Genomic DNA, 16701 nt, shown 5'->3' with positions numbered 1-16701 from the left:
GCTACCTCAAACCGCGACCCACACCTGGCCGTTTTCGACGCGCGTGGCAAATGCGCTGACCGAATACGACGGCGTTTCGAGGCATTCGCCGGTGCGCAGATCGAAGTGATGCTTGTAGATCGGCGACGCGACCACGATGCGCTCGCCGAGGCTGCCGACGAGTCCGCGCGACAGCACCGCCGCGTGCGAACCCGGATCGAAGTTTTCGATCGCGTAGACCGCGGGCTCGGCCGGCGACTCGACTTGGCCGCCATCGACGTGAAACACGGCCACCTGTTCGCCATTGACGAGCGCGCAAACGCCGGTGTTCGGCACGATGTCGTCGAGTGCGCAGATCGCGGTCCAGGCGCGGGGCAAGCGTTCGTTCTTCATGACTGGGCTCTTTTTGAGTTAAGCGGGAATCGGATGAGGTCAAACCGTCTCGACGACAACGGGAATCGCGATGCGCTGCACCTGCCGCTCGGCGGGCGTTGCCGGCCGGATCTGTCCGCGCTCCTCGACGAAGGCGACGTTGCTATCGGACTCGACGCTGTTGACGAAATGGCGGAAGCGCTTGCGCGTTTCGGGATCGGTGACGGCCTTTTTCCATTCGCACTCGTACGTGTCGACCACATGCTGCATCTCCACTTCGAGCTCGTTGGCAACGCCAAGGCGATCGTCGACGATCACGTCGATCAGATAGTCGAGCCCGCCTTCGAGGTTGTCGCGCCACACGCTGGTGCGTTGCAGTCGGTCGGCGGTGCGCACGTAGAACATCAGGAAGCGGTCTATATAGCGCACGAGCGTCGCCTTATCGAGGTCCGCGGCGAGCAGTTCCGCGTGACGCGGCTTCATGCCGCCGTTGCCGCACACGTACAGATTCCAGCCCTTCTCGGTCGCGATCACGCCGACGTCCTTGCCCTGCGCTTCCGCGCATTCGCGGGTGCAGCCCGACACGCCGAACTTGATCTTGTGCGGCGTGCGCAGGCCCTTGTAGCGATTCTCGAGTTCGACCGCGAGACCGACCGAATCGCCGACGCCATAGCGGCACCACGTCGAGCCGACGCACGACTTCACCGTACGCAGCGATTTGCCGTACGCGTGACCCGATTCGAAGCCGGCCGCGATCAGCTCTTCCCAGATCGACGGCAATTGCTCGACGCGCGCGCCGAACAGATCGACACGCTGGCCACCGGTGATCTTCGTGTAGAGGCCATATTTCTTCGCGACCTGCGCGACCGCGATCAGGCCGTCGGGCGTCACTTCGCCGCCCGGCATGCGCGGCACGACCGAATAGGTGCCGTCGCGCTGGATGTTCGCGAGGTAGTAGTCGTTGGTGTCCTGCAGCGACGCGTGCTCCTTCTTCAGCACGAATTCGTTCCAGCACGACGCGAGAATGCTCGCGACCGCCGGCTTGCAGATGTCGCAACCTAGCCCGCGGCCATGCTTGGCGAGCAGCGCGCCGAAACTGCGCACTCCCTCGACGCGCACGAGGTGATACAGCTCCTGGCGCGAATACGGGAAGTGCTCGCAGACGTGGTTGTTCACCGCGAGGCCCTGCTTCTTCATCTCGGCCTTCATCACCTGCGTGACGAGCGGCACGCAGCCGCCGCACGAGGTGCCCGCGCCGGTCGCGCTCTTCAACGCGCCGATGTCGGTCGCGCCCGCGCACACGGCTGCGCACAGCTCGCCCTTCGACACGTTGTTGCACGAGCAGATCTGCGCGGCCGCGGGCAACGCCTCGACGCCGAGCGCCGGCTTCGCGCTGCCGTCCGCTTGCGGCAGGATCAGGAACTCGGGGGACGCTGGCAGCTCGATGCGGTTCAGCATCATCTGCAGCAGCGTGCCGTATTCGCTCGCGTCGCCGACCATCACGCCGCCGAGCAGATGCTTGCCGCAATCGGACACGACGAGCTTCTTGTAGATCTGCTTGCGTTCGTCGCTGAACTGGTAGGTGCGGCTGCCCGGCGTATTGCCGTGCGCGTCGCCGATGCTGGCGACGTCGACGCCCATCAGCTTCAGCTTCGTGCTCATGTCGGCGCCCGCGAATTCGGCCGGGTCGCCGAGCAACTGCTTCGCGACCACGCGCGCCATCTCGTAGCCGGGCGCGACGAGTCCGAACAGCTGGCCGTGCCACAGCGCGCATTCGCCGATCGCATAGATGTGCGGATCGCTGGTGCGGCACGCGTCGTCGATGGCGATGCCGCCGCGCGCGCCGAGTTCGAGGCCGCATGCGCGCGCGAGATCGTCGCGCGGACGGATGCCGGCGGAGAACACGATCATGTCGGTGTCGAGATGGCTGCCGTCGGCGAACTGCATGCGGTGCGTGCCCGCTTCGCCGTCGACGATCGCCGTCGTGTTCTTCTGCGTGTGCACCGTGACGCCAAGCTCTTCGATCCGGCCGCGCAATACCCGGCCGCCGCCGTCGTCGACCTGCACCGCCATCAGGCGCGGCGCGAATTCGACCACGTGCGTTTGCAGACCCATGTCGCGCAGCGCCTTCGCGCATTCGAGACCGAGCAGGCCCCCGCCCACGACCGTGCCCGTTTTCGAGCGGGCGCCGCATTCGCGCATCGCTTCGAGATCGTCGATCGTTCGATAGACGAAGCAGTCGCCGCGCTCGCGGCCCGGCACCGGCGGCACGAACGGATAGGAGCCGGTCGCGAACACGAGGCGGTCGTACGGCAGCGTTTCGCCGGTCGCGACCGTCACCGTGCGCGCGTCGCGATCGACCGCGACCGCCCGCGCGTTCAGCTTCAGTTGCACGCCGTGGCGCTCGAAGAAGCCCGGCTCGACGAGCGACAGGTCATCGGCGGTCTTGCCCGAGAAGAACTCGGACAGATGCACGCGATCGTAGGCCGGTCGCGATTCTTCGCCCAGCACCGTGATGTCGAGATCGTGCGCGGCCCGTTGCGCCAGGCATTCGACCAGTTTGTGGCCGACCATCCCGTGACCGATAACGATGATTTTCATGAGCACGCTGTCCTCTGGTGTCTGGCGAAAGCGATTGCGGAAAAAAAAACGGCGTCCCGCGAATCCAGCCGAGGGGCCGAATTCGGGGGACGCCGTTGTCCTGTTGGGTGCTGCGGGGCGCGTGCAGTTGTGCTGCAAGCGCGACGAACCCACGTTGGTCCGATGGCAACGCCTATCGCAAGGGCTGTGCCAATTTCGATAAATGCGCCCGAAAGCGCGGTGTGGCGGGGATTTGCGGCAAGTCGCGCGGCTTCGGAGCGGATCCCGCGCGCGACGCGTTTTGAGGCGGCCAGGCACAGGGATGGTGCGACGCAGCACTGTCGACGTGCGAAACGAAGGCGCACGGGCGTGCGATCGCCGTCATGTTTTCCGCGTGAATCGCAATGTGCGGCAACGGCTTGCGCGCCTTGATCGGATCGATGGCGTGGTCCTTGCATTGCTCTTGCGCAACGTCATCGCGGCAACGTCGTCGCGACGCGCAGACTCAACCGTCGACAGGCAATGCAACGGACAACGGCGTCCCCTCGTGATCTTCACGGGCGGGCGCCGTTTTCGTTTCGGGCCAACGGAAACCAACGGCATAAGGACACCGACATGAACACCAACACCGGCAAGGTCACGCTGCTGAGCGCCGGCCCGGGCGACCTCGACTTGCTGACCCTGAAGGCCGTCAAGGCGCTCGCGGCCGCCGACGTCGTGCTGCTCGACCACCTCGCGAATCCCGACATCGTGACGCTCGCGCCGCAGGCGCGCGTGATTCGAGATGGACAAACACTACCCGCGTCGGCCATGGCGCGGGCAGCCTGATCGGCGCTCGAAGCGGGCCTCGCCCGCCTTTCATCCCATCAATCGCCGAACCCGAGCTCCGCGTCGACCTGCTGCCCGACGCGCAGCCAGGCCCCCGCCCCGCTCGCGACCAGCGCGTTGTTGCCGAACGTGACCGCGCCGTCGAAGCGCTCGCTGACTCGGTAACCGAGCATCGTGTCGGTCGGCTCGTTCGGCCAGTCGGGATCGGGCGCGCCGCGCGCCTGATCGATGGTCGGCATCGGACAGCGCGTGCACAGCTTGACGAGCCGTAACTCGACGCGCGCGCTCGAGTCCGCATTCGCGCCGACGGCGAGTGTCTCGACATAGTCCTCTTCATAGGCATCGAGGCCGCTGAGCACGATATTGGGCCTGAAGCGATCGATTCTGATCGACGGTGCGCCTTTGCCGTTCAGGCGCGCGTTCAGATCGTCGAGCGAGGCCTGGCCGACCACCAGCAGCGGAAAGCCATCGGCAAAAAAGGTCGTGGCGCCCCCCGTGCTGTCCGTATAGCCCGGATCGACGACGCGTTCCCGCTCGGGATCGAAGCGCAGCAAGCGCGCGGGCAGACCGAGGAACTCCGTGAACCAGACCGCCGTTTCTGCGCCGGTGTCGAGCCCGTAGGCCGCGTCGCGCCACACCGCGGTAGCGACCCTGGGTGCCGCGGCGAGCCGCGCGGCATCGAGCGGCGTGCGCAGCTCACGCATGCCCGGCGCGCTGACGATCAGATCCTCTGCGCCGAGTTCGACCTTGATCAGCGCCATGGGCGGATACGCGCGCTGCGTGAACATCGCGCCTTCGGGATCGACGATCATCCAGTTGCGGTCGTATTCGAGGCCCGTCGCCAACAGCCGCGCCTCGGTGAGCGCGATGCCCGCGCAGGATTTGATCGGATAGACGAATAGTTCGTTGATGGTAGGCATGGTTGCACGCGCGTCGGGAGCGCAGTTCCGGCGAAAATCGGGGACTGAAAGTAGATCCGTATAGTACCGAAATTAGCGTTGACGGGGACGTGCGAGCCGGACCCTCTCATCGGGTTTTTTTAAGCTTGTTTTAAAAGTGGCGACCTAGAGTCGAATCACAGCAGCATGGAGAACGCATCGGACAGACGCGTTACTCCGACTCAACCGACTCAACTGCTCGTGTCGGGGGGCATGTGATGCGACGCGACAAACTCAAGTACTTCCTGATCGTGGAATGTCTGACCGTGGCGGTGTCCGCGGGCTGCATGGCGCAATCCCCTCCGAACAACGTAAGCTCCGGCGCGAATGTGCCGGCTGCCAGGCTTCCAGGCCACGACACGGCGCCCGCGATAGTGACGGACTTCTCGCGCCTCGTCAGCGAAGAAGGCAAAGCAGTCGTCAATATCAGCGTGACAGCGGCTCAACCCGTCGCCACCGTCACTCCCCTCTGGCCGCCGGCCGGCAGCGAAGACGATCCATTTACCCAGCAGTTCCAGCAGTTCGCCTACGCCCCTCCTGGCGCGGCAGGCCTGGCTTCGCAACGCAGCGGCTCAGGATTCATCATCGCCGCCGATGGATACATTCTCACCGACTCCAGCCTGATAACGAAAGCAACCCGAATCAGCGTGACGCTAAGGGACGGTCGCAAGTTCAAGGCCAAGGTGGTCGGCGACGACCCAGCGAGCGGTATCGCGCTGCTCAAGATTCCCGCCACCAAACTGCCGACAGTCAAAATTGGCTCACCGTCCGCGAACAAGGCCGGTCAGTGGGTCGTCTCGATCGGCTCCCCTTATGGACTGAACGACACGGTGACGGCAGGCATCATCAGCAACATGTCGCGGGCTTTGCCAGGCGAGTCGTATGTACCGCTTATCCAGACTGACGTGACCGAAAATGCGGGCGATGCAGGCAGCCCGGTGTTCGGTCTGAACGGCAACGTCATTGGGATCGAAATGCCTATCACGAAAGAGATCGGCGACGTTGAAGGAGCCGCGTTCGTGCTGCCGATCGATGAAGCGATGAAAGTTGCCCGACAGTTGCAACTGCACCACGAGGCGGAACACGGACGCCTCGGCATCACGATTCAGGATGTCAGCTGGCCGCTTGCGCAATCTTTCGGTCTGAACAGGCCGCAAGGGGCGCTCGTCAGCTCGGTCGACCCGCGAGGACCGGCTGCCAGGTCCGGTCTCAGACCAGGCGACGTCATCATGAAGATCAATGGCGTTGATATTCCAGATTCGACCCGGTTGCCCGTCACAGTAGCCGATCTCAAACCGGGCACATCCGTCCATCTCGTGTACTGGCGCGATAACGCCACGCACGATACGACAGTCGCGCTTGGCAGTCTGAATGCCACTCCTGCCGAGACCCCGGCCATTGCGCAGGTCGCAGCGCCCGATGGGTTGACCGTGCGTGGTTTGACCGCACAGGAGCGACACGACGCAGGTGTCGAAGGTGGTGTCCTGGTCGAAAAAAGCACGGGGGCCGGCGCGCTCGCCGGCATCGAACCGGGAGACATCATCCTGATGGTCGACAGCACTCATGTATCAAGTCCCGCCCAGTTCCGGCGGAAAGCGGCGAACAGCGGTAACGCGGTCGCGCTATTGGTCCAACGCGACGGACAGCGCATGTTCGTCACCATCGACATGGGCTAGGGTCTGTTTATATATGCAAATAGACCCTGGCAGCGCAGTGGCGGCGCGTACCTCATCGCCACACTTTACGAGGAGCTCGAAATGAACCAGCACGCAATCGTCAAAGTTGGCTTGACGGCACTCGCACTGAGTGCAAGCGTCCAATACGCGTTCGCGGCAACTCAGCCTTTACCCGCGGTACAGCACGAGGGTGAGGTTACGTTCCTGAGCGGCGGGATCGGCCTTGGCCAATCCACCGCTATCAAGGAGGTCATGCCAAGGTATCCACTCACGCTCGAGTTTGCGGGCAAGGCGGCTAGCGGCAACGAATACCTTGCGAATATCCCGGTGACGCTATCCGACATGCACGGCAATACGATATTGCAGACCACCGCAAAGGGTCCTTTCCTGTTGGCGTCGCTGCCTCACGGCCGGTATAGCGTAAGCGCCACATATAACGGCAAGACGGAGCGCAGGGACGTGAATATCGCTCCGTCGTCGCATGTGCATGAAGTGTTCCTGTGGTCGATGTAGACCGGCGTTTCGCGTTTCTGGCCGCACGCGATCCGATTCGCCGGCTTTCCGGCGCGTGACGACCGCGGCGGTGCATTCGTAAACGGTACTCGTGAAAAGTCGCGATGGGCAACCGAACCGACTCGGAGCTTGCCATGAAAAACGGTTCCAGCGAGCCTCTCGACGAAACCCGCCGCAGATGGCTCATCGCCACATCGGCCGTCGGCGCCATAGGAGGCGTGGCGGTCGTCGTTCCTTTTGTCGACTCGTTTGCGCCGCCAGCGAGTGCGAGGGCAGCCGGGGCGCCGGTCAGCGCCGACATCAGCAGACTCGAGCCTGGCAGCATGATGACCGTGGCGTGGCGCGGCAAGCCGATTTTCATCGTCAACAGAACCAACGAGATGCTGGCGGCCGTGCTCAAGGCCGACCCGATGGTCGCCGACCCGCATACCGAGCATCCGTTCTCGATACCGCTGCCGGCCTACTGCAACAACGAATACCGGTCGCGCCCGGATCATCGCAACATACTCGTTGTGATCGGCGTGTGCACCCATCTCGGCTGCACCCCGCTGCCCCGCTTCCAGCCCGGGCCGCAACCCAGTCTGCCCGACGATTGGCCCGGGGGCTTTCTGTGCCCTTGTCACGGCTCGACTTACGACCTGGCCGGTCGAGTGTTCAAAGACAAACCCGCGCCCCAGAATCTGGATGTGCCGCGTTACATGTTTGCGTCGTCGACGAGCGTCGTTATCGGACAGGATGAAAAAGGCGAGGAGGCATAGCCGCGGCATATGGTCGAGGACGCGGGAAGTTCCTGCCACGGTCACGCAATACCAGCCCGCCTCGCTACCGCTACATCGATCCGTGGCGGCCGGTCGAGCGCGCGGTGTCGCGCGGCTCGCCTATCACCTACCGAGATCGAGATCACCAATCGATGCGCGAAGCGAGCCGCTCGACAACCTCATCCCGGCCCAGTGACCCGATGAATCCGGCGGCATCAAGTCCTCAGCAATCCGATCGCCCACCTTGAGACCCCTGCCGTGCACGGCATACGAAGCGTCGTTGACGCGCACGGATTGCGTCGACGTGGCGGTCCTTCTGCGAGCCCGGGGCTGGAAAATATCGATACTGCGGGCGACGGCGTGCGCAATATGCTCCTTCGCAATCACGCCGGACACGTCGAACGCGCCATCGACAGCGGCATCGACGACGACCACCGCCATCACCGCGCGGCGCTGCCGGAGTTCGCTGATCACTTCGAACGCCGCATCGGATTGCTTCACGACGATGAAGTTGCGATAAGCCATGTCGGCATTCCGTTACCAGTTACGCAGGTTCCTGCGGTATTCGGAAGAAATTACTCACGCGGAAGGAGTCACGCCTCTGCAATATCAGATGCTCCTTCACGTCAGGGGATTTCCCGACCGCTCCTGGGCCAGTATCGGCGAACTGGCTGAACGGTTGCAGGCCGCGCCCAACGGCACCGCGGCGCTCGTGTCCCGCTGCGAAGCCGCCGGGCTCGTCGAGCGTCGCCCCGACGCTTCCGACCGGCGACTCGTGCAGGTCCACCTTCTTCGTTTGCCGGGCCTTCGGCGTATGGGTAGCAGGCACCTGCCACAAGGTGTTCCCGCACAGCGGAGAGAACGGGCGATCATCATCGTGCCGGCACGGGGAAAGCCTTTAAGCCTGCTTTAATCGCCACTGCATAGATTGAAAGCGTACCAGGCCTGTCGTGCCTTCAACGAGCCAACGATCGATCCGCCACTGCCGACGCGGGGCAAGGTTGATCGCTGCAGAGCCCCACTGATCGAAGCTGACAGACAGTTGACTGGCACTCTACTGGTTCTCTCGCACAGGAGGCCACACCATGCGTACGCTGCCTGCACTATGCGCTGGAATATGTTTGGGCTTCGCCCAGCTTGCCATCGCGCACCCGACCTCGGACGTCGCCCCGAAAACCGGGTGCAAGGATTTCTCCGCGATCGCCATTCATCAACGCGCCCCGATCGCTGACTGGGTCGCACCGCCGAGCCGTCATCGTGTGGTCCGGACTGACAGCGCGATCATAGTCAATGCTGCTGCCCCGGTTGGCCTCATTGTCGGCGAGTGCGGGAAACCGACCTGATAGAGGTCGAACGCAGATCGAACGTTTCTTCGGGCGTATCAGCCAGTTTCGGCTGCCTTCCACTGGCTTCGACTGGTTCGGGGGCGGCTAAGCGGTGTTCGCGTCGCCCATGCGCGGGTCTGGCTCACTCGTGAAAGCGTGAACCGGGCCTAGTTCGCTTGCCGCGATCCGACGATGAACCGAAGCCGTCGCCCCCGCTACGGCTCGCGGCGCGACCATTGTCTGGCCGCAATGAAGGCTTCGAAAACCAGCTCATCGGCTGGTCTACCTCGTTATTTCTGAACCAGGCCGCGCTTGTGGACCGCCCGGCGCGTGGCGTTGCGGCGGCACTGTCGAGCGCACGGGCAGAGCCGCCTGGCGAGGCCGCCGTTTCGCGCTGCCTCGCGCGGAAGTAAAATCGTCGAATCAGGCGCGCGCCGGAGAGCCGCAAGAAGCTTGCAACGGAGCCCCGAGGATCTTCTGAAGCGCCGCATCGCCGGTTACCGAAAGAAGCTGTAGAAGCCACCTTCCCATCACCGAGACAGGAAATTCATTATGCTGAGCAAACCCGTGTTGACCGTCGCCGAGACGACCCGCATTGTCGATGCCGCCCGCGCGGAAGCCGAGAAGAACAAATGGCCTGTCGCGATCGTCGTCGCGGACGACGGCGGCCATCCGCTCGCGGTGCTGCGTCTCGACGGCGCGGCGCCCTCCACCTCGTATATCGCGACCGAAAAAGCGCGCACCGCGGCGCTCGGCCGGCGCGAAACCAAGGTCTATGAAGACATGATCAACAACGGCCGCACCGCGTTCCTCAGCGCACCGCTGCAGGGCACGCTCGAAGGCGGGGTGCCGGTGATCGTCGACGGCCACGTGGTCGGCGCGGTCGGCGTGTCGGGCGTCAAGTCGGAGCAGGATGCGCAGATCGCGAAAGCCGGCATTCACGCGCTCGGCGTGTAAAGCGCCGAGCGCCAAAGCAATCCCGAGACACAACGCGGACCGATGCCCCCTCGTCGGTCCCATAACAGATGGAGCAGTCGATGACTCAGATGAACCCGCGCGGCGGACTGCAGGTCGCCGCCAACCTCGACCAGTTCGTCGAATCCGAAGCCCTGCCCGGCACCGGTATCGACAGCGCCGCTTTCTGGTCGGGATTCGACGCCCTCGTGCACGAGCTGGCGCCCAAAAATCGGGCGTTGCTCGCCGAGCGCGACCGCCTGCAAAGCGAACTCGACAACTGGCATCGGGCCAATCCCGGCCCGGTGCGGGATCTGCGCGCGTATCGTGCGTTTCTCGAAGGCATCGGCTACATCGTGCCCGTGCCCACCAGCGTCCAGGCCACGACCGACCACGTGGACAGCGAAATCTCCGGACAGGCCGGCCCGCAGCTCGTCGTGCCGCTGTCGAACCAGCGCTACGCGCTGAACGCCGCAAACGCGCGCTGGGGTAGCCTGTACGACGCGCTGTACGGCACCGACGCGATCCCCGAAACGGACGGCGCGGAAAAGCAGAAGGGCTTCAACCCGGTGCGCGGCGCCGCCGTGATCGCGTACGCGCGCAAGCTCCTCGATCAGGCCGCGCCGCTCGCGAACGGCTCGCACGCGGACGCAACGCGCTATAGCGTCGAGAACGGCCGGCTGGTCGTCGCGCTGAAGAGCGGCACCACGGCGCTGAAGACACCTGCGCAGTTGGTCGGCTATCAGGGCGACGCGAGCACGCCATCGGCGGTGCTGCTTAAGCACAACGGCCTGCACGTCGAGATCCAGATCGATGCGAACGATTCGGTCGGCAAGACCGATGCGGCCCATGTCAAGGACGTCGTCGTCGAAGCGGCCGTCACCACGATCATCGATTGCGAAGACTCGGTCGCGGCCGTCGACGCCGATGACAAGGTGCAGCTCTATCGCAACTGGCTCGGCCTCATGAGCGGCGACCTGACCGAAGAGGTCACGAAGAACGGCAAGACCTTCACGCGCCGGCTCAATGCCGATCGCGAATACATCGGCGCCGACGGCAAGTCGCAGGTCAAGCTGCATGGCCGCTCGCTGCTGTTCATCCGCAACGTCGGCCATCTGATGACGAACCCGGCCGTATTGACGAAAGACGGCCACGAGATTCCGGAAGGCATTCTCGACGCGGTGATCACCACGCTGTGCGCGCTGCGCGACCGCCAGAACAAGCTGAACTCGCGCACCGGCTCGATCTATATCGTGAAGCCGAAGATGCACGGACCGGCCGAAGTCGCGTTCGCGAGCGAACTGTTCGCGCGCGTCGAAGACCTGCTGAAGCTGCCGCGCAACACGATCAAGATGGGCATCATGGACGAGGAGCGCCGCACCAGCGTGAATCTGCTCGCCTGTATCGCCGAAGCGTCGGCGCGCGTTGCGTTCATCAACACGGGCTTCCTCGATCGCACCGGCGACGAGATGCACTCGGCGATGGAAGCGGGCCCGATGATGCGCAAGGGCGACATGAAGTCGAGCAAGTGGATCACGTCGTACGAGCGCAGCAACGTGCTGGTCGGTTTGAGCGCTGGCTTGCGCGGCCGCTCGCAGATCGGCAAGGGCATGTGGGCGATGCCCGACCTGATGCACGCAATGCTAGAGCAGAAGATCGGCCATCCGAAGGCCGGCGCGAACACCGCGTGGGTGCCCTCGCCGACCGCGGCGACGCTGCACGCGCTGCACTATCACCAGGTCGACGTGCAGGCGGTCCAGCAGGAACTCGAACGCACCGACTATGCGACGGTGCGCGACGAACTGCTCGACGGCCTGCTGACGATTCCGGTCGTCGAAAAGGCGCAATGGGGCGACGACGAAATCCGCGCCGAGGTCGACAACAACGCGCAGGGCATTCTCGGCTATGTGGTGCGCTGGATCGACCAGGGCGTCGGCTGCTCGAAAGTGCCGGACATTCACAACGTCGGCCTGATGGAAGACCGCGCGACGCTGCGTATTTCGAGCCAGCACATCGCCAACTGGCTGTATCACGGTGTGATCAAGCGCGAGCTCGTCGAGGAGACGTTCAAGCGCATGGCCAAGGTGGTGGACGCGCAAAACGCCGGTGATCCGCTCTACCAGCCGATGGCGCCCGGCTTCGACACGATCGCGTTCAAGGCCGCGCAGGCGCTCGTCTTCGAGGGGCGCCAGCAGCCGAGCGGATATACCGAGCCGTTGCTGCACAAGTTCCGGCTCGAGGTGAAGAAGCGGGGTTGAGGCCGTCCGGCCGAAACGACGACGGGCGCCGTGTAATGCGGCGCCCGTTTTTCCTTCCAGGTGGTGTCACTTCACGCGGCTTCTGCCGTCAATTGCGACGCCTCGCCACCTGACGCCTCGTTCTGCATAAAGGCTTGCAGATACGCCTCGAATTCAGCCTTCACCTCGGGATGGCGCAGTGCGAATTCGACGGTCGCCTTCAGATAGCCGAGCTTGCTGCCGCAATCGAAGCGCGTGCCGAAGTAGCGATACGCTAGCACCTGCTCCTCGGTCAGCAACGACTGCACCGCGTCGGTCAGTTGCAGCTCGCCGCCCGCGCCCGGCTTCAGCGCGCGGATATGCTTGAAGATCGTCGGCATCAGCACGTAGCGGCCCACCACGCCGAGATTCGACGGCGCCTCGTCCGGCGCTGGCTTCTCGACGATGCCCGACAGCTTGATCACGTTGTCTTCCCACTCGCGGCCGTCGACGACGCCGTACGAGCGGCTGTCCTCGCGCGCGATCGTTTCGACGCCGATCACCGAGCTGTGATAGTGGTTGAAGGTATCGACGAGCTGACTCATCACGGGCTTCGCGCTATGCAGCAGGTCGTCGGCGAGAATCACCGCGAACGGGCTGTCGCCCACCAGTTTTTCGGCGCACAGCACCGCATGGCCGAGACCGAGCGCTTCGGCCTGGCGCACGTAAAAGCAGTCGACGTTGGCCGGCTTGATGCTGCGCACGAGGTCGAGCAGCTTCTGCTTGTTGCGCGCTTCGAGTTCGGACTCGATCTCATAGGATTTATCGAAGTGATCTTCGATCGCGCGCTTGCTGCGGCCCGTCACGAAGATCATCTCGGTGATGCCGGCGTCGATCGCTTCTTCGACCGCGTACTGGATCAGCGGCTTGTCCACGATCGGCAGCATTTCCTTCGGACTTGCTTTGGTAGCCGGCAGGAATCGTGTCCCGAGGCCTGCTACGGGAAACACGGCTTTGGTGACTTTCAGCATGGTAGGCATTCCCACATCGGTTAGAAATTGGTGTGTTCGCGGACCTGGCGGCCAATCAATGCCGGCGCAAGACTAGCAGAAAAACTGCGAGGTTCACGCAAGCGTTTTTCTCCGATTTAATTCGGATAATTCACGCATTAATCTCAATGCGATATTGTGAACAAATTATGAAATTATTACGTATCTATTGCCAGTTGGTGATCGAGCAAATCCGAAAGTCTTACCTTTCGGACGACCCCTGGCACGGGTCGCCTGGCGACCCGATGACCGCCTTCGGCAGCACGTCATTCCTGTTCGTCGACCGGTGGCAGCTTGCCTGGGTTCATCCGGTAACGACGGATCGGCTCGTTGCGCAAGGCATCGCGGTAGGCGGAGGCGGCCACCAGGATCAGCAGGACGGCCACGCCGGCCAGTAAATGCAGGTTCATGACTTCACCTCGGGGTCAGAAAATCCTTGCTTTAAATTAGCACGACAAAAGCGATAAATAATTCGATACCCCATACGTCGACGCGCAATTACAATTCGTCACAAAATCGATATCGGATTCAATGCGAAATGGAATTTTTTAATCATTTTTCAGGATTGCGGTGCTCTAGGATGGATGCGTCGCGGGTGCGCAAGACGCCCGCTCGAAGGCCTGTTCCGCGCAATTTTTTCTTTTTTCCGCTTCAGATAAGGACCGCGTATGAGCGACCCAGCACTGGATGCCGCCGGCTCATCCCTGCCCCTCTCCCCGCTGCCGCGCCCGGAGAAAAACCCGGCCGCGGCGCATGCGCGCAGCGACGCGCGTGTCGATAGCGCCGGCAAGGAGCACGCGATCGACGCGATGCGAGGCTTCGCCGCGCTGCTGGTCGCCTACTTTCATTGCCGCCAGATCGTGTGGGTCGGCATGCAGGCGTTTCATCAGAGCGTCGGACATTCATTGAGTCCCAGTAGTCTCGCCGCGTACCTGACGTTTCCGATCGCATGGGGCTCGGCCGGTGTGCCGATGTTCTTCGTCATCAGTGGCTACTGCATCCATCGCGGCGGCGCGCTGCGGCTCGCGGGCAATCCCGCTTACCGGCTCGATGCAGGCAACTTCTGGCTGCGGCGCTTCGCGCGCATCTACCCGGTGCTGCTCGCGGCGCTCGTACTGACCTTCGCGCTCGATTCGTTGAGCCTGCAATTGCCGCCCGTCAGTCACAAGATTCGCGACATCGGCTGGCATCCGTTTCTGGTCAACCTGTTTTCGCTGCAGGGTGTGGCGGGTAAAACGTATGGCTCGAACGGCGCGCTGTGGACGCTGTCGCTCGAAGTGCAGTTCTATGCGATTTATCCGTTGCTGTTCGCGCTACGCAGACGCATCGGCATGAACGCCGTGCTCGCGCTCGTCGGCGCGATCAACGTTGCGTCCGCGTACGGGTTGGAGCGCCACGATGTGCAGTTCTTCACGTCGTACTGGTTCTCCTGGACGCTCGGTGCGTGGATCGCCGATGCCAAAGCGCGCAGCGTGCGAGCGGCGCGTGCGCCGGCATCGCTGTACGTGCTCGCGGCGGTATTGATCGCGGCAGGCTGCGTCGCGTTTCACTTCGGCCAGTACGGCGCGTTCCAGATATGGGCGCTCGGCTTTGCGTGCTATCTGTACAAGGCGCTCGATGGACGTCATGCCCCCCGGCGTGAAACGGGCGGCGTGCGCGCGCTGCTTCGTGCCGGGTCGGATGCAGTAGCGCGCCTGCTGTCGCGCGTCGGCGACTTCAGCTTCTCGCTGTATCTGATCCATCTGCCGATCTTCGTACTGCTGTCGGCGTGGCTGTTTCGTTCGTCGCTGCAGATGTCGATCTGGCCGTCGTTCGGCTATATGCTGGTCGCGGTGCCGGCCGCCTATGTGTTCTATCGGCTCGTTGAGTTGCCTGCGATGAAGTGGTCGGCGAGTTTTAAGCCTGGAAGGCGCTAGCAGAACAAGAGCATCGGGTCATCTCACCGTATTCATGGCGGCATGGCCAGACGGAAAATCAATCGCGGCTTGAGCAAGTTTTGAACACCATCGCTAACGGCTTCATGCTTACCGGCATCGAGTTCATCGGCGATGTCGCCTATGCCCAGTCGTGATGGTGCCGCTTGCCTGCCTGACCTGTCTATGAATGGGCCCCGCTTCGGCGGAGCCCTGTTCGTGTGCTTACGGGTTGATAACCTTGCTGCGCGGCGTCACCCTTGGATCGTCGCACATCCACGCACAGCTACCGTTACAGATCGGCTTGAACTCTACGAAGACCTGACGGTAACTAAGTGTGCCATCAGGACGCTTCACCACCATTTCATCCGTGAAAGTATGCTTCTCGATCAAAATATTTTCACTTCTTATACCAAGCTGTTGCAAATACACCTTGACGTTTCTAGCCCGGTCTTCTTTCAACTGATCCAGATTACGCTCTACAGTATATGCGCCAGCCATAATAACCGCCTGAATCTGAACGTCGGGCCATTTTTTCGCCTCAATGACAGCATCCGTAATTGCGAGCCTGTTTGCATTGGTCAGCGCAGTTGTATTGACTGGCAATTCAATCTCTGCTTCTTCCCCGATGGTACATGCGCCAGCCGATCCATAAGAACAAGCCGAAATGGCAAGCGCTACGATCACAACACTGCCCCTCACTTTCAGCTTCTTACTCATCTGATATTTCGCCCATCGAATGTTGCAATATAGCCGGTTATGTTGTCGGCATTTCTGATTGCGAGGTCAGGATGATTTTTCGCAAAGTATTTCGCTCCTGACTCGGTATCTGCATATACCTCATCGATCGAATTAAAAGTATCCGTATAATGGGTGCACTCGTGAATCAACGTCTTGATCTTGCACTCGTGAAACAACTCGCCATGTGAGATATTGCAAAACTTCGAGTAGATAGCGATAACGCGCTTTTGGGAATCGGGTTTGCACACTGCGGCGTGATTGTCGCCGCTATCTAGCGCAACTGTGCATGTAAGGCTCCTGTTCAGTACGCTGTCCCATCGAACAATCTTTTCTGGTACAAGCTCCTGCATCGCAGCTAGCAGGCGCGGCAGACCAACAGCCAAAGTGCTTCGGATTTCTTCATCTGCGCGAGCGAAATAAATTTCGGCACGGTCCCGCTCTTTTGCGTCCCAACGTGCCACTGCTGCAATGCGCTCCTTAATCAACGAAACGCCAGCATCGCGTGCCCGCATGACCTCCTTTCTGAATTCCTTGTTGCTCATGTTTGGACAGATAGGCGTCGTATTGATTATGACATTGGATATTGACCCGGGAGTTGTATTGGTAATGGCAGTGCCGACCTCGGTCCACTCTTCATTCTCGTCGGTCTTGAGATATTGGCTGTTTTTGTTAAAGAAGTCGTTTGTCATCTGTTCTCCCATAATAAAAGACTTACCTGCTGTCCGCCGCTATGACCCATAGCGTTATACACATCTCGCTGCGGCAGCCGCCCGCGCCAGCAAGCCGTTTACATTCAATGACTTGAAAGCCGTGCTTGTAAACTTTGGCCGGATCGCGTCTACTCTCGTAATTTGGGCGG

General features: G+C 62.1%; 16 protein-coding genes and 1 pseudogene. 9 read left to right on the top strand and 8 right to left on the bottom strand.

All coding sequences use genetic code 11. The annotated features are described in order from the left end of the window. Positions 1 to 6 precede the first annotated feature (6 nt). Together nirD and nirB are read right to left on the bottom strand one after the other, a co-directional pair. Complete coding sequence (nirD, locus tag HWY30_RS05230) at positions 7 to 372, bottom strand: nitrite reductase small subunit NirD (RefSeq protein WP_090804870.1); 366 nt, start codon at positions 370 to 372, stop codon at positions 7 to 9. A 39-nt stretch (positions 373 to 411) separates the two neighbouring features. After that, entirely contained in the window at positions 412 to 2952 is a 2541-nt protein-coding gene (gene nirB / locus HWY30_RS05225; RefSeq protein WP_090804867.1) for a nitrite reductase large subunit NirB, read from the bottom strand. A 594-nt stretch (positions 2953 to 3546) separates the two neighbouring features. On the opposite strand from nirB, the pseudogene HWY30_RS05220 reads away from it, so the two are divergent. Then, positions 3547 to 3723: pseudogene (locus HWY30_RS05220) on the top strand (SAM-dependent methyltransferase); the annotation flags it as partial. Positions 3724 to 3797: 74 nt separating this feature from the next. Here HWY30_RS05220 and HWY30_RS05215 read toward each other — a convergent pair. Beyond that, entirely contained in the window at positions 3798 to 4679 is an 882-nt protein-coding gene (locus HWY30_RS05215; RefSeq protein WP_090804864.1) for an MOSC domain-containing protein, read from the bottom strand. Positions 4680 to 4915: 236 nt separating this feature from the next. Here HWY30_RS05215 and HWY30_RS05210 point away from each other — a divergent pair, with 236 nt between their 5' ends. From HWY30_RS05210 to petA, 3 genes are all read left to right on the top strand, one after another. Continuing rightward, positions 4916 to 6373 carry a trypsin-like peptidase domain-containing protein gene (locus HWY30_RS05210; protein WP_244144782.1) on the top strand — a complete coding sequence of 486 codons (1458 nt, stop codon included), beginning with the start codon at positions 4916 to 4918 and terminating at the stop codon, positions 6371 to 6373. Between the two features lie 81 nt (positions 6374 to 6454). After that, positions 6455 to 6886: a peptidase associated/transthyretin-like domain-containing protein gene (locus tag HWY30_RS05205; protein WP_090804862.1), complete on the top strand. Its 432-nt coding sequence runs from the start codon at positions 6455 to 6457 to the stop codon at positions 6884 to 6886. Between the two features lie 134 nt (positions 6887 to 7020). Then, positions 7021 to 7644, top strand: coding sequence for a ubiquinol-cytochrome c reductase iron-sulfur subunit (gene petA, locus HWY30_RS05200; protein WP_090805769.1), 624 nt, complete (start codon positions 7021 to 7023; stop codon positions 7642 to 7644). Between the two features lie 123 nt (positions 7645 to 7767). On the opposite strand, the gene HWY30_RS05195 is transcribed toward petA, so the two are convergent. Continuing rightward, positions 7768 to 8169 carry a hypothetical protein gene (locus tag HWY30_RS05195; protein WP_176078849.1) on the bottom strand — a complete coding sequence of 134 codons (402 nt, stop codon included), beginning with the start codon at positions 8167 to 8169 and terminating at the stop codon, positions 7768 to 7770. On the opposite strand from HWY30_RS05195, the gene HWY30_RS05190 reads away from it, so the two are divergent. The 4 genes from HWY30_RS05190 to HWY30_RS05175 all read left to right on the top strand — a co-directional run bounded on the left by HWY30_RS05190 (position 8168) and on the right by HWY30_RS05175 (position 12181). Further along, a complete protein-coding gene (locus HWY30_RS05190) occupies positions 8168 to 8557 on the top strand; it encodes a MarR family winged helix-turn-helix transcriptional regulator (protein ID WP_244144781.1) in 390 nt (129 codons plus the stop codon). The genes HWY30_RS05195 and HWY30_RS05190 overlap by 2 nt on opposite strands. Positions 8558 to 8729: 172 nt before the next feature. Then, a complete protein-coding gene (locus HWY30_RS05185; RefSeq protein WP_143037170.1) occupies positions 8730 to 8987 on the top strand; it encodes a hypothetical protein in 258 nt (85 codons plus the stop codon). A gap of 534 nt (positions 8988 to 9521) precedes the next feature. Beyond that, positions 9522 to 9926 carry a heme-binding protein gene (locus tag HWY30_RS05180; RefSeq protein WP_090804858.1) on the top strand — a complete coding sequence of 135 codons (405 nt, stop codon included), beginning with the start codon at positions 9522 to 9524 and terminating at the stop codon, positions 9924 to 9926. Between the two features lie 80 nt (positions 9927 to 10006). Further along, positions 10007 to 12181: a malate synthase G gene (locus tag HWY30_RS05175; protein ID WP_090805767.1), complete on the top strand. Its 2175-nt coding sequence runs from the start codon at positions 10007 to 10009 to the stop codon at positions 12179 to 12181. A gap of 71 nt (positions 12182 to 12252) precedes the next feature. Here HWY30_RS05175 and galU read toward each other — a convergent pair whose 3' ends face one another. Then, positions 12253 to 13170, bottom strand: coding sequence for a UTP--glucose-1-phosphate uridylyltransferase GalU (gene galU / locus HWY30_RS05170; RefSeq protein WP_090804856.1), 918 nt, complete (start codon positions 13168 to 13170; stop codon positions 12253 to 12255). 284 nt (positions 13171 to 13454) lie between these two features. After that, positions 13455 to 13598, bottom strand: coding sequence for a hypothetical protein (locus tag HWY30_RS05165; protein ID WP_008921966.1), 144 nt, complete (start codon positions 13596 to 13598; stop codon positions 13455 to 13457). 258 nt (positions 13599 to 13856) lie between these two features. Between HWY30_RS05165 and HWY30_RS05160 the strand changes: the two genes are divergently transcribed. Continuing rightward, positions 13857 to 15104 (top strand): acyltransferase family protein, encoded by a 1248-nt coding sequence (locus tag HWY30_RS05160; RefSeq protein ID WP_090804854.1) that lies wholly within the window; start codon positions 13857 to 13859, stop codon positions 15102 to 15104. Between the two features lie 222 nt (positions 15105 to 15326). On the opposite strand, the gene HWY30_RS05155 is transcribed toward HWY30_RS05160, so the two are convergent. Then, positions 15327 to 15821, bottom strand: coding sequence for a hypothetical protein (locus HWY30_RS05155; protein ID WP_167368654.1), 495 nt, complete (start codon positions 15819 to 15821; stop codon positions 15327 to 15329). Next, positions 15818 to 16531, bottom strand: coding sequence for a M35 family metalloendopeptidase (locus tag HWY30_RS05150; RefSeq protein ID WP_167368653.1), 714 nt, complete (start codon positions 16529 to 16531; stop codon positions 15818 to 15820). The genes HWY30_RS05155 and HWY30_RS05150 overlap by 4 nt, the downstream gene beginning before the upstream one ends. Between the last annotated feature and the right edge of the window lie 170 nt (positions 16532 to 16701).

Source organism: Paraburkholderia tuberum STM678 (assembly GCF_902833905.1).
GTDB lineage: Bacteria > Pseudomonadota > Gammaproteobacteria > Burkholderiales > Burkholderiaceae > Paraburkholderia > Paraburkholderia tuberum.
This window is presented reverse-complemented; position numbering and strand designations above follow the sequence as displayed.